This window comes from Alcaligenes sp. GW821-FHT11D07, from assembly GCF_058808495.1.
On the sequence record NZ_JBXART010000001.1, the window covers coordinates 404,314 to 417,929 of the forward strand.

Below are 13,616 nucleotides of genomic sequence, written 5' to 3' on the forward strand. Positions count from 1 at the left end.
GATTAACCTACGACGTTAACAAGTTTGCCTGGCACCACAATGATGCGCTTGGCGGGACGGCCTTCCAGGTGCTTTTGCACAGCTGCATGTTCGGCAGCGGCTTGTTCAATGGCAGCCTTTTCCGCACCCTGAGGCACGACCAGCGAGCCACGCAGCTTGCCGTTGACCTGCAGCATCAGCTCGATCTCGTCGGCAATCAGGGCTTGCTCATCGAGCTCTGGCCATTGCGCGTCCAAGAGGTCGCCCAATACATCGGCCCAGCCCAGTTCACGCCACAGCTGCCACGTGATGTGCGGCACCACGGGGTACAGAACGCGCAGCAGGATAGACGTAGTTTCGGCCAGGGCGCGCTGAGCGGCTGGCGTGTCTGCCCACTGGGTTTGCTCCAGCGTGTTGAGCATCTTCATGCAAGCCGATACAACCGTGTTGTATTGAATACGTTCGTAGTCGTAATTGGCTTGCTTGAGCAGGGAATGGATTTCCAGGCGGGTGCGCTTGGCAGCAGCATCCATATCGCTCCAGTCCGTCTCTTGAGCACTACCGGCGCGCAGGGCATCGGCGTGGTTATAGCAGAAGGACCACAGGCGGCGCAGGAAGCGGTTGGCTCCGTCCACACCCGAATCCGACCACTCCAGTGTTTGCTCTGGCGGGCTGGCGAACATGATGAACAGGCGGGCAGTATCCGCGCCCAGCGTGTCGATCAAGGATTGCGGGTCCACGCCGTTGTTTTTGGACTTGGACATGGTGCCAATGCCGTTGTACTGCACAGGCAGGCCGTCGCTCTTTAAGCGAGCACCGATGATGGCGCCTTTGTCGTCGTAGAGGTTCTCGACGTTTTCGGGCCAGAAGTATTCAATGCCACCTTGTGGTGTGCGGCGGGTGTAGCTGTGATTGAGCACCATGCCTTGGCACAGCAGGCGGGTAAAGGGCTCGTCAATCTTGACCAGACCCATGTCGCGCATGACTTTAGTCCAGAAGCGTGCATACAGCAAGTGCAGCACGGCGTGCTCGATACCGCCGATGTACTGATCCATAGGCATCCAGTAGTCGGTGCGAGGATCGGTCATGGCGCTGTTCAGGTCTGGCGTGGTGTAGCGCAGGAAGTACCAGGACGAGTCCACGAAGGTGTCCATGGTGTCGGTTTCGCGACGTGCAGGCTTGCCGCAGGACGGGCAGCTGCATTTCAGGAAGGCTTCGTGCTTGTTCAGCGGGTTGCCGCTGCCATCGGGGATCAGTTCCTCGGGCAGAACAACGGGCAGATCTTTTTCTGGAACGGGTACTGGGCCGCAATCGTCGCAATGGATGATCGGGATGGGTGTGCCCCAGTAGCGCTGGCGGGAGATACCCCAGTCACGCAGACGGAAGGTGGTTTGTTTCTCGCCCAGCTCTTTGGCGTTCAGGTCAGCTGCGACAGCGTCGACCGCAGCGGCATGCGCCAAGCCATCGTACTTGCCGGAGTTGATGGTTTGGCCTTGCTGCTTGTCGCCGTACCAGTCTTGCCATTCGGTAGTGTCGTATTCCTTGCCTTCAACGCCGATGACTTGCTGAATAGGCAACTGATATTTGAGGGCAAAGGCGAAGTCGCGTTCGTCATGAGCAGGTACGCCCATCACAGCACCGTCGCCATAGCTCATCAAGACATAGTTACCGACCCAGACAGGTACGTCCGCGCCGGTCAGGGGATGCTTGACGGTCAGGCCGGTAGGCAAGCCTTCTTTTTCACGGGTAGCCATATCGGCTTCCGTGGTGCCGCCTTTCTTGCACTCTTCAATAAAGGCCGTCAGTTCAGGATTGTTGCGGGCAGCCAGCGTTGCCAGCGGGTGTTCAGGGGCAACGGCACAGAAGGTGACGCCCATGATGGTGTCTACACGCGTAGTGAACACGTACAGGCGGCCGTCTTGAATCAGTTGACCTTGCTCGTCACGAATGTCGTGCGGGAAGGCAAAGCGCACGCCCTGGCTCTTGCCGATCCAGTTTTCCTGCATCAGGCGAACACGCTCGGGCCAGCCGGGCAAACCGGTTTTAACCGTTTCCAGCAGCTCTTCGGCGTAATCGGTAATGCGCAGGTAATAACCGGGGATTTCGCGCTTTTCAACCAGCGCACCGGAGCGCCAGCCACGGCCTTCAATAACTTGCTCGTTGGCCAGTACGGTTTGGTCTACCGGGTCCCAGTTCACGGTTTGGGTCTTGCGGTAGGCAATGCCTTTATCCAGCATCTTCAGGAACAGCCACTGGTTCCACTTGTAGTAGTCCGGATCGCAGGCGCACATTTCGCGCGACCAGTCGATGGCCAGACCCATCGCCTGCATCTGCTTTTTCATGTAGGCGATGTTGTCGTAGGTCCACTTGGCTGGAGGAACCTGGGATTTGATTGCGGCATTTTCCGCAGGCATACCAAAGGCGTCCCAGCCCATGGGCATGAGAACGTTAAAGCCGCGCATGCGTAGCTGGCGCGCCATCATGTCGTTGATGGTGTAGTTACGCACGTGACCCATGTGTAGTTTGCCGCTAGGGTAGGGCAGCATGGAGCATGCGTAAAACTTGGGTTTTAGCGAACCATCCGGGGCGGTGGCGTTTTCGACGGCGCGATAGGCGTCCCGATCGGTCCAGTTTTGCTGAGCGAGTTGTTCTACGTCGCTGGGGCTGTAACGTTCCTGCATGAGTGGCAATACCGTTTTAGACAAAAGTAAAGGAGTATCCGCCATTATACGGGGCAAATCTGGATGTGGACGGCCGCAAAGAGGGCGGCTTACAGAGCCAGATGGCGGATAGGCGGCAGGCGGGGCAAAACGGCCTGTATAGAGCAAAAAAAACCCCTGCTGGGCAGGGGCTTTTTGGAAACCACCCCGCTATGAAAGCGGGAGCGCGAATTAACGCAGCTTGGTTTCTTTGTACTCGACGTGCTTGCGAACGACGGGGTCAAATTTCTTGATCACCATCTTTTCAGGCATGTTGCGCTTGTTTTTGGTGGTGGTGTAGAAGTGACCCGTACCGGCGGACGATTCGAGTTTGATTTTTTCGCGTATACCTTTTGCCATGATGAGCTCCTGGTTAAATGGTTAAGAAGCGCAGCTTAGAACTTTTCGCCGCGGGAGCGCATTTCGGCCAAAACGGATTCGATACCGTTCTTGTCGATGGTGCGGATAGCATTAGCGGAAACGCGCAGGCGAACCCAGCGGTTTTCACTTTCAACCCAGAAACGACGGGACTGCAGGTTAGGCAGGAAGCGACGCTTGGTTTTATTGTTGGCGTGCGAAACATTGTTGCCCGACATTGGGCCTTTTCCGGTCACTTGGCATACGCGTGCCATGGTCATACCCCTTGAGATCTAAATCTGCCTCCGCTAAACGAGAAAAGCCGCGGGCGATTGTAAAATTAGGATCGTGTTAACCCCAAGCTGGGGTCGAAAGAAGATTATTCTAATATGGAAAAATCACTTAGATCAAGTTTTACCGTGCTTTCCGTGCTGCGTTGCGGCCAAACAGCCACGATAAGACAGCACAAGAGGCTAATACCGCCGTCAATGGCAAGGCATCGGGAGCCGCCCAACTGCTCACGGCAAAACCGGCCAGCGCACCACAGAGCATTTGCAAAGCGCCCATCAGGGCCGATGCGGTGCCCAGGCGATGGCCTTGCTCCGATAAGGCCAATGCAGCTGAATTCGGGTTCACAAAGCCCTGGCAAGCCATAAAGCCCATCAAGGTCACCATCAGCCAACTCAGATCCAAGAAGCCCAGCAGCGTCATGACGGCGCCGAAAACGGTAAAGGCCACTTGCAGGCTTTGAGCCACACGCAGCAAGGTGGGTGGGCTATAGGTATTGAGCAGACGCGCGCTGATTTGGGAGAACACAATCAAGCTGGCTGCGTTGGCGCCAAAGTAAAAGCCGAAATGGCGTGGGTCTACAGAAAACAGCTCAATAAAGACACGCGGTGAACCGGCAATATAGGCAAACATGCCAGCCGAGCTAAAACCGGCCGCCAGCGAATAAAACATGAAAGGGCGGTCGCGCAGCAAGGCACCGTAATTATGCGCAATCAGCTTAGGTTGCAGCGGCATCACCATTTCAGGTGCCAGCGACTCTTTCATGGTGAAAAAGGTCAGCAACCATAGCAAGACACCGCAGCCGGCCATAAAGAAGAAAATACCGCGCCAATCGCTAAATAGCAGGATCTGGCCGCCAATCAGGGGAGCCAGAATAGGCATCACGCCCATGATCAGCATCAGCATGGACAAGGCGCGGGCGGCTTCACGTGTTTCAAAGCGGTCACGGATAACGGCACGCGGAATGGCCATGCCCGCGGCGCCGCCAAAAGCCTGCACGATGCGCCAGAAGGTCAGTTCATCAATGTCGCTGGCCCGGGCGCACAAGAAAGAGGCCACGGTGAAAATCAGCACACCCATCAGCAAGGGCAGCTTGCGGCCAAAGCGGTCCGCCATCGGGCCGTAGACCAGCTGTGCGACCCCCACCCCTAATAAGAATCCAGCCAAGGTGCGCTCGACCATACCCGCAGAAGTATTCAGGCTCTCAGCCATCGCCGGAAAGGCGGGCAGATACATATCAATGGCCAAGGGCCCCAGGGCGGTGAGCAGGCCCATCAGAACGAGCCAAGGGGGAAATGCAGGGGAATGGTTGCGTGTCATCGGGCCAAGTATTAAGGTGGGGCAGATCCTGGTAGCGAGCCTGGGCCGACTACCCCGCGCCGAGCATCGGAACAGTCCGGTGCGTAGGGCCAAAGGCAGGAAGTTTAGCATGGGGGAAAGTCGGTTTCGGCATAAGTGCTTTAGGCGTCAAGCACGCGAAACGTGACTTTAGTGCAACGGATTTACAGCTTCGATGTCATCAGGCTACAGGATTGACAGCTTGCGGACGGTGTGTCGAAACAGGCGACACATCGTCATCTTTGTTTGTTTACATACAAGGAGACGAAGTTGAGTGCAATTTCATCAATGGTCCAGGCCAAGTTAGATCAGTTAAGCATCCCGGTGCGACTGACCTTGCCCAACGGTGAGCAGGTAGGGCAAGCCGACGCATCGGTTCATCTGACGATCAAAGATAACGCCACGTTGGCGCAGTTAGCCGCCGGGCAATCCGGCCAGTTGGGCGAAGCTTATGTAGAAGGGCGCATGGACTTTGAAGGCTCCATGCGTGATCTGATGCGGCTGGCAGCCGATATCTTGCCCGGCTCCCCGGTGGATGCCGCACAGGCGGGCTGGCTGACATCCATTGTCAAACACCTGACCTCTGTCTGGCGCCATTCTCTGGACAAAGACGCCAAGCAAATCCAATTTCACTACGACTTGTCGGACGACTTCTATGCCTTGTGGCTGGACCCGCGTCGGGTGTATTCCTGCGCCTATTATCGGGAGCCGGACATGAGCCTGGCCCAGGCTCAGGAAGCCAAGCTGGACCATATCTGCCGCAAGTTACGCTTGCAATCTGGCGAGCGATTCCTGGATGTAGGGGCGGGGTGGGGCGGCCTGTTGATGTGGGCAGCGGAAAACTACGATGTGGACGTGACAGGCATTACCTTGTCGCGTAATCAGCATGCCTATGTAAACGGCTTGATCGAGCAAAAAGGTTTATCGGGCCGGGCGCGCATGATGCTTCTGGACTATCGCGAACTGGATGAACTCAAGCCGTATGACAAGCTGGCCTCGGTCGGTATGTTCGAGCACGTGGGCCGCGCCCAGCTCAGCGGCTATTTTGATAAATTGCGCCGTCTGGTTAAACCCGGTGGCTTGATTCTGAATCACGGCATTACTGCCGGTGGTGTGGACAATAGCCAGCTAGGCGCGGGCATGGGCGACTTTATCGAGAAATATATCTTCCCCGGTGGTGAACTGACCCACATCAGCCATGTGCTGCGCCATTTGGCGGAAGGGGGGCTGGAGGGGCTGGATATTGAAAACTTGCGGCCGCATTACGCTCGTACCCTGTGGGCCTGGAGTGACGCTCTGGAAAGCAAGCTGGAGCAGGCTAAAGCCACTTTGAACTCCGAACAAGGCGAAAAATCCTTGCGTGCCTATCGTATTTATCTGGCTGGCTGCGCCATGGGGTTCGAACATGGCTGGATTGCCTTGCATCAAGTTCTGGCCCAAGCGCAAAGTGCCACCCGGGCTCAGGAGCTGGATTACGCGCCAGACCTGGTGTATCCGTGGCGACGGGACTATATGTATCAGCGTTAAACAGCTAAAACGCGGGGCGAATGACAAGGTTTTGGGCCTTGTCATTCGCCTTTTCAGGCCAAGGCTTTGCTGAAGCTAGATAGGGCTGAATTATTAAGTAACAAAAAAAAGTTCTATAAAACGCTAAAACCACGTGAAACAAGGGTTTTGTTGCGTTTTCGCCATTGACATATCGTCGGTTTTTTCTGATTTAACGCGGTAATAATTTGTTTTTGATTGCAAAGCCCCGTAGAATGGCCTCCTTATCAGATTCATCAATTCGATTCAGAGCCGCTTAATCAGCGTGTTCTATTCGCACCAAATCATCGTCCCCGCACGGTGTAACCCAGCCCGATCCGGCTTGTTTCGGTGAAGGCGCAGAGCGGTATAAAAAAGGGCTTTGCCCATACACGCTGCTCCGGGTTGTTTTGTGAGTGCCCAGCACTCGTCTATACGTAGGTATGTATTGGCGATAAGAGCATCGTCTTCCGCACACCCCTTTAGCCTTGGCGCCGACTGATCATGCAGGACGCGTCCACAGTAACTCAAGGAGGAGCATCATGTCTTCATACTTCCCTCACGCCGGTGCCAAGTCGCGCTTGCACCGTTTCCCCCTGATTCAAGCCTCTTTGCTGACCAGTGTTTTGCTGGGACTGTCTGGCGCTGCGCAAGCGGCCACGCCAGTTGCCTGCGAACTGGATCGCAATGTTCGCTTTGGCGGTATGAATTGGGAATCTAATTTGGTCCTGACCGAAGTCGAGCGTTTTATCGCCGAAAAAGGTTATGGCTGCAAGACTGAGGTCATCTCGGTCGAGACGCTTCCGGCATTAGCCGCTTTGGAGCGGGGCGATCTGGATGTCAACACTGAAATCTGGCTCAACAGTGTGGCTGATCCCTGGAAACAGGCTGAAGCCAAGGGAAATGTAAAACGTATTAGCGACATTTATATGGGGGGCGAGGCCTGGTTCATTCCACGCTATACCGCCGAGCGTCTGCCCGAGCTCAAGTCCGCAGCGGACTTGCCCAAGTTCAAAGATGAATTCAAAGATCCGGAAGAGCCAGGCAAGGGCCGCTTTTATGGCTGCCCGGCCGGTTGGGGCTGCGAAGTGGTCAGCGGCAACCTGTTCAATGCCTTGAAACTGGGTGATACCTACACCTTGTTCTCGCCAGGAACGGGTGCCACGCAAAAAGCGGCCTTGGCTTCTGCCTATCAGCGTAAAGAAAACGTGGTGTTCTATTACTGGTACCCCACGCCGCTGGTTGGCTCCATGGATCTGGTCAAGTTGGAACTGCCGACCTATGACGAGAAAAAACACGGCTGTTTGACTGACCCTAATTGCGCCAATCCCGAGCCTAGCGATTACCCCGAAAACCCGGTCTTTAGTGCCGTGAATGTGGAGTTTTCCAAAGCGGCACCGGAACTGACAGCGTTTCTGTCCAATGTCAGCATGCCTGTCGAGCTGATGAACGACACCATGGCGCATATGGAAAAAACCGAAGGTGAGCCCGAAGATGTGGCGAACTGGTTCTTGAAAGAGCACGAGGACGTCTGGTCCAAGTGGGTGCCATTGGATGTGGCTCAGCGCGTAAAAGCCGCTCTTTAGTATTCGTGTCTTTGTAGGGCGAGGCCGGCCTCGGTGCTTGCATCCCAAACGGGTGCAGGCCACTGAGCCGTACCTCGCTTTTCTGCCTGGCCCCCTGTGGTCGGCAGTGGACTGGGCGGGCCAAAAGCCCGCGCCGCATGCACGAGTTTTACGGAGTGTTTTTTATGTTTCCTGAGTTGATTGATCCGCGCGCCTTACGTTTGCCCATCGATCAGTTCGTGGGCGACCTGGTCGCTAATTATTCCAGTACCTTGCGCGCCATGACCCAGCCTTTGCTGGACATGCTGGTGTTCATGGAGTCCATCTTGCGCAGCAGCCCATGGTGGGCTGTGGTACTGGTGGTGGTGGCATTGGGCTGGGTAGCCAGCCGCCGGGTACTTTTTTCTGTGGCTATGGGTGCCATGGTGTTTGCCATCGGTTTGATTGGCCTGTGGGATGCAGCCATGCAGACCCTGGCCTTGATGATTGTGGCAGTTTTCCTGTCTGTGCTGATAGGTATACCTTTGGGCCTGCTCATGGCCAGCTTTAACTGGCTGCGCCGCATCATGATGCCAGTGCTGGACGTGATGCAAACCATGCCCAGCTTCGTCTATCTGATTCCTGTAGTGATGCTGTTCAATCTGGGCAAGATTGCCGCCTTGATTGCCACCATTATCTACGCCATTGCTCCGGTGATTCGCCTGACGGATCTGGGCATACGGCTGGTTGACAGTGAAGTGCTGGAAGCGTCGCGCTCCTTTGGTTCCAACCGGTGGCAGCAGCTTTATGGCGTACAACTGCCTTTGGCGATGCCCAACATCATGGCGGGTATCAACCAGACAACCATGATGGCGCTGGCGATGGTGGTGATTGCCTCCATGATCGGTGTGCGCGGTCTGGGCTACGAAGTGCTGCAGGGTATTAATCGCTTGCAAGTGGGACGCGGCCTGATGGCCGGCCTGGGCATTGTGTTGCTGGCTATCTTGTTTGACCGTATCACTCAAGAGTTTGGCCGTCGCTTTCAGACCCGGGAGGCTGCATGAGCAAGATTGAAGTCCGTAATATTTTCAAGATCTTTGGTTCGCAACCGGAACGCTGGCTGGAAGAGGCCCGTAACGGGGTTCGCAAAGATGAGTTGCTGGCCAAAAGCGGTCATACCTTGGGTCTGCGCGATATCAGCCTGTCTATCGAGCACGGCAGCATTTACGTCATCATGGGTTTGTCCGGTTCGGGTAAATCTACCTTGATCCGCCATTTCAATCGCCTGATTGAACCGACGGCGGGCCAGATTCTGGTGGATGATGTGGATGTCATGAGCCTGGACACCAATGCCCTGATGAAGTTTCGTCAGCAAAAGATCAGCATGGTCTTCCAGCGCTTTGGCCTGTTCCCGCATCGCAGTGTGCTGGAAAATGCGGCCTATGGCCTGCAGGTTCAAGGCATGGGGCGGGCGGCTCGTGAAGAAAAAGCCATGTACTGGCTGGAGCAGGTGGGTTTGCAAGGTTTCGAGAACCAGTATCCTCATCAGCTGTCTGGCGGTATGCAGCAGCGTGTGGGCCTGGCGCGGGCCTTGGCAACCGATGCTGACATTCTTCTGATGGACGAAGCCTTCTCCGCACTGGACCCTTTGATCCGACGCGAAATGCAGGACCAGTTGCTGGAACTGCAGGCACGCCTGAACAAGACCATCGTTTTTATTACGCATGATCTGGACGAGGCCTTGCGCTTGGGCAACCGGATTGCCATCTTGAAGGATGGTGAGCTGATTCAGGAAGGTTCACCGGAAGACATTCTGCTGTCACCGGCAAGCGACTACGTGCAGGCCTTTTTGCAGGATGTGAACCGTAGCAAAGTGCTGAACGCGGCTCACGCCGTGCGTGACTCCAGCAAGACGCTGACCTTCACTATGCGTACCCGTGCGATTCATGCGCTGGAGCGTTTGAGTGAGCGGGGCGTGCGCTATGCCCCAGTGCTGGACGGCAAGCGTTTGGCGGGTGTGATGACGCGTGTTCGTGCGCAGGAAGCGGTGCAGCAAGGCGCCAGGGACATTTCGGGCTTTGTGGACGAGATGAGTTCGGTTCCATCGACGATGGGGCTGGATGAAATCCTGGGGCAATTGTTGCGTAGCAGCGAACCCTTGGCGGTTACCGGGGAAAACGATGAGTTCCTGGGCTTGCTCTCGCGCAGCAAGGTGGTGGATTTGGTCAGTCCCTTGATTGATGCGGTGCAAGAGCCGCAGGAAAGCAGTCAGGATGACACGGCCAAGGTGCTGGATGCGCTTGAAGGTGAGAAACCCGCCTGAGTCCGTAAACCGGAGTCGTCATAAAGAAAATGGGGCCAGTTAATCAACTGGCCCCGTTTTTTATGGGTTTTGCTGGCTACGTAGGGGTGCGAAGAGACTTTGTTTCAGGCTTTGCTTTGCCGCCTGCCTGAGTAAGTACGTATGAAATCAGCCCTGGCTGGCTTTGAGTGCTGCCAGCTTGGTCTGGCGGGTCTTGCGCCGTGCCGGGTTATACAGCCGCAGAATATGGCTGTACCAGAATAGCAGCAGCAAGGCAGATGCTCCCAGACCCAGGCTGGCCATGGTCCATAGACTGGCAGCGCCTGAAGGAGCACCTGGGGCGAGCCACTGGATAAGGCCATCCAGCGATCCGGCCGCAGGGCCAAAGCCCAGCCACCAGCCACCGCCCAAGCCCAGGACGCTAAGTGCAAAAAACTGCAGCAACATGGGGACAAATGCGACTTTATAAGCCCGCAGCAGATAGGACGTCAGGCACTGGAAGGCGTCGCAGAAATGGAAGTAGGGCAGTAACTGCAATAAGAGCAAAGCTAGGAGTGCGACATCAGGATCATCGGTATAGGCATTGGCCAAAGCGGGGCGCAGCACAACCAGCAAGGTGATGGTGATAAACACACCGACCAGGACAATGGCCAGGCTTAACATCCCGACATGGCGTGCTCGATGGAATTGACCGGCACCAATGGCTTGTGCGCTGACGGAGGCAGCAGCCACCCCAACGGCCATGGGTACCATAAAGCTGACTGCGGCCAGATTGGCCATGATCTGGTGCGCACCGGAGGCAAACACACCTTCCCGAGCGACCAGCAAAGCCATAAAGCTGAAGGCGCAGATTTCGATCAGGTAGGAGCCGCCCATAGGCAGGCCTAAACGCAGCAGTTCTTTTTGCGCTTTCCAGTTGGGCAGACCCAGTCGTAGCGTGAAGGGGCGGTAGAAGCGGTCGGTGCGTATCAGCCACAATCCTGCTGCCAGCATCAACCAGGACACTAGCGTAGTAGCCAGCCCAGAGCCTACCGCGCCCATGGCGGGCAAGCCGAATTTACCGAAAATCAGCATCCAGTTGAACAGGGCTTTGAACACCACGCTGAACAGATTGATCAGCATGACGGCTTTGGGGTGCGAGGTTGCCGTGCCCAAGCAATAAATGGTTCTAAAGACCAGAGCGGCGGGCAGGGCCAGGATCAAGCTGCGCAAATACCAGGTTACTCGGTCGTGAACTTCCGGATTCAGATCGCCCGACCAGCTAAGCCAAATATTGGGAAGGGCCAATGCCACGGTGCCGATTAAGGTCAGCAGCAGGGCCAGCCAGACGCCTTGTCCCCACCAGCGGCCCACCTCGTCCAGATGACGAGCGCCAAATTGCTGCGCAATGATGGGGATGAGGGCATGGATGACGCCCATCAAACCGATAAAAACGGTGATGTAAATGGAAACGCCCAGGCCCATGGCCTGCAGGTCGATGGCGCTGCTGTGGCCGACCATAACGGTGTCCAGAACGCCAAAGGCAATTCCGGCCCAGGAACCGACCAGCACTGGCCAGGCCTGACGCAGGATCTTGCCTGCCTGGCCTTTCCAGTTGTGATGAAACACGGAGGACATGATTGAGACTTACTGAGCTTGCACTCGTAGTAGACGGAACGCCTCGTGACGGTCAGCTCCGCGCTTGCCTTGCCATAGCTGGACCGCATTGTCAGGAATGGGGGCCTTGCCGTTTTGCAGGTCGCGCAAAGAGAACTGTTCCAGTACTAAAGAGCAGCGGTTGTCGAAATTGATATTGATGTTGTTGAACACCAGGAAGGACGCGCGTTGCCCTGAACCCAGACCCCAGGAGCGCAAGCACTCACCGGGTTGCTTGTGTTCTTGTAGAGCAGCGGACAATTCGCCAGAGACTTCACGATAGCTACGCACGTAGTCCAGCGAGGGCATCCACAAGGTGACCAGCAAGAGCCAGGTGGTAATCAGCCCGCCTGCTGACAACACCGTGCCGCGCAGCAATCCAGGAGGGTTTGTGGACAAGCGCCAGCGCACCAGGGCAATCCAGGCCACCGTACCCAGCACGGCAATAATCATGACAGGCCAGGAGATAAAGGTGTCGTAACCCTGAGTCTGGCGAGCGATATTGCGCGCAATTTGGCTGGGCCACCCGGTTTGTTGGGCAATCCAGCCCAGCCACACTGTAGCGGCGGTCAGCGAAAAACACATGATGGCGAACCAGTCCAGCGTGTTCACCACGCCACGGCGCAAGGTGGGCAGCGAGAACGCGGCTAACACGGCGCAAGGAACCACCAGCAGAGCATATTCAGGCTCGAACGCATCGCGCATGAACAGCAGGCTGATCAGCGGCACCACAAGACTGATGGCCGGGACATAGATGTGCGGGGCTTTGAACCAACTGCGCCACTGCCATAGGGCCAGCAAGGCCAGCGGCCAAATGGGCCACAGGAACCACAGCAAGTCGCGCAGATTATTGAGCTGCTCTTTAAAGCCGCTCCAGCCCCAGGCGGCCAGATGCCAAAGACGCCATTGTTCAGTCCAGTAAACACTCACACGCTTGGCGGGAATCCACCAGGCCATGATGATGGCCAGGGTCAGCACGGCGCTCAGGGCCAGCCATTGGCTGTGCTGACGCAAGGGGCCGCGCGGGATAAAGCACAGTACCGTGGCCAGCATGATGGGGCCAGCGCCCAGCCAGCCACGAGTCAAAAAGCAGGCGCCCAAGGACAGGCCTAACAAGATAGCGCCCGATGCCGGACGCTCGAACATGCGTATCAGGCTGTACAGGGCCAAGGCCTGAAAGGCGATGATGGCAGGCACTTCCGACGTCTCGTGCATGCGCCAGATGATGCCCACGGTGGCTACGGTCAGCAGCAGGGCTGCGTCGGCAATCATGCGCCCATAGTCGGTGGGCGAAGGCTCGCCCCCAAAGGGCAGACGCAGCGGTTGAGCTTCCGGACGGCGGGCCAGCCAGTAGGCGCTATGCCAGACCGAGGCGGCCAGCATGCCAAACCACAATAAATTAGGCAGACGCGACGCCACAATATTGGCGTTCAGATCAGAGGTGAACAGCTTGAAGATTGGCGCGAACAGGGTGATGAACAAGGCACCCAGCCAGGTAATCAGCGGTCCATCCTGTGCATGAGCCAGATCTCCCACTTGCGGCAACAGCAAAGCCTGACCGCTGTGATCAGACAGAGCGGTAAGCATGGTTGCAAGCCCGATAACATCGTCTGCTTTCCAAGGATCACGGAAAAACAGACCCGCAAGAATGTAGATTGTCCCCACGACAAGCAGGACCAGTCGGGGAAGTTTGACTGCCGCAGTAGCGGTCAGGCGGGCGGGGGTGGAGGTAGGAGTGAGGCTGGATGACACGTCTAGGGTAAAACAGTCTGTTGATTCGCCCTATCTTAATGCAAAGGGGGCGCCTTGGCCGGGAAATGTACGGTAAAAAAGGACCTCCACGCTGCGCCTTCGGCTTGCTGCCCCCCTAGGGGAGCTTTTTACCGGGGGCGCCGAGTCTTGGGGTGGCCCGACGGTAAAAAAAAGGCAGCCGAAGCTGCCTTTTTTGCG

Annotated in this window: 10 protein-coding genes; 4 read left to right on the forward strand and 6 right to left on the reverse strand. The window is 56.5% G+C overall.

All coding sequences use genetic code 11. The features are described from left to right. Positions 1–2: 2 nt before the first annotated feature. From leuS to AC1RSM_RS01850, 4 genes are all read right to left on the reverse strand, one after another. Entirely contained in the window at positions 3–2,660 is a 2,658-nt protein-coding gene (leuS, locus tag AC1RSM_RS01835; RefSeq protein WP_492928906.1) for a leucine--tRNA ligase, read from the reverse strand. A 210-nt stretch (positions 2,661–2,870) separates the two neighbouring features. Further along, positions 2,871–3,038, reverse strand: coding sequence for a 50S ribosomal protein L33 (gene rpmG / locus AC1RSM_RS01840; RefSeq protein ID WP_003802781.1), 168 nt, complete (start codon positions 3,036–3,038; stop codon positions 2,871–2,873). A 35-nt stretch (positions 3,039–3,073) separates the two neighbouring features. Continuing rightward, positions 3,074–3,310 carry a 50S ribosomal protein L28 gene (gene rpmB / locus AC1RSM_RS01845; RefSeq protein ID WP_121739234.1) on the reverse strand — a complete coding sequence of 79 codons (237 nt, stop codon included), beginning with the start codon at positions 3,308–3,310 and terminating at the stop codon, positions 3,074–3,076. 139 nt (positions 3,311–3,449) lie between these two features. After that, the gene (locus AC1RSM_RS01850) at positions 3,450–4,598 is read right to left on the reverse strand and encodes a Bcr/CflA family multidrug efflux MFS transporter (RefSeq protein ID WP_492928910.1); all 1,149 of its coding nucleotides are present in this window, start codon (positions 4,596–4,598) and stop codon (positions 3,450–3,452) included. 351 nt (positions 4,599–4,949) lie between these two features. On the opposite strand from AC1RSM_RS01850, the gene AC1RSM_RS01855 reads away from it, so the two are divergent. From AC1RSM_RS01855 to AC1RSM_RS01870, 4 genes are all read left to right on the forward strand, one after another. Continuing rightward, positions 4,950–6,188 (forward strand): class I SAM-dependent methyltransferase, encoded by a 1,239-nt coding sequence (locus tag AC1RSM_RS01855; RefSeq protein WP_492931411.1) that lies wholly within the window; start codon positions 4,950–4,952, stop codon positions 6,186–6,188. A 539-nt stretch (positions 6,189–6,727) separates the two neighbouring features. Then, positions 6,728–7,771: an ABC transporter substrate-binding protein gene (locus AC1RSM_RS01860; RefSeq protein ID WP_492928912.1), complete on the forward strand. Its 1,044-nt coding sequence runs from the start codon at positions 6,728–6,730 to the stop codon at positions 7,769–7,771. Between the two features lie 164 nt (positions 7,772–7,935). Further along, positions 7,936–8,793 carry an ABC transporter permease gene (locus tag AC1RSM_RS01865; RefSeq protein ID WP_492928913.1) on the forward strand — a complete coding sequence of 286 codons (858 nt, stop codon included), beginning with the start codon at positions 7,936–7,938 and terminating at the stop codon, positions 8,791–8,793. Further along, a complete protein-coding gene (locus AC1RSM_RS01870; RefSeq protein WP_492928915.1) occupies positions 8,790–10,052 on the forward strand; it encodes a quaternary amine ABC transporter ATP-binding protein in 1,263 nt (420 codons plus the stop codon). Before AC1RSM_RS01865 ends, AC1RSM_RS01870 begins: the two co-directional genes overlap by 4 nt. A 147-nt stretch (positions 10,053–10,199) precedes the next feature. On the opposite strand, the gene AC1RSM_RS01875 is transcribed toward AC1RSM_RS01870, so the two are convergent. Both AC1RSM_RS01875 and AC1RSM_RS01880 read right to left on the reverse strand, forming a co-directional pair. Further along, positions 10,200–11,648, reverse strand: a complete 1,449-nt coding sequence (locus tag AC1RSM_RS01875; RefSeq protein WP_492928917.1) for an MATE family efflux transporter — start codon at positions 11,646–11,648, stop codon at positions 10,200–10,202. Between the two features lie 9 nt (positions 11,649–11,657). Further along, positions 11,658–13,418, reverse strand: a complete 1,761-nt coding sequence (locus tag AC1RSM_RS01880; RefSeq protein WP_492928919.1) for an ArnT family glycosyltransferase — start codon at positions 13,416–13,418, stop codon at positions 11,658–11,660. Between the last annotated feature and the right edge of the window lie 198 nt (positions 13,419–13,616).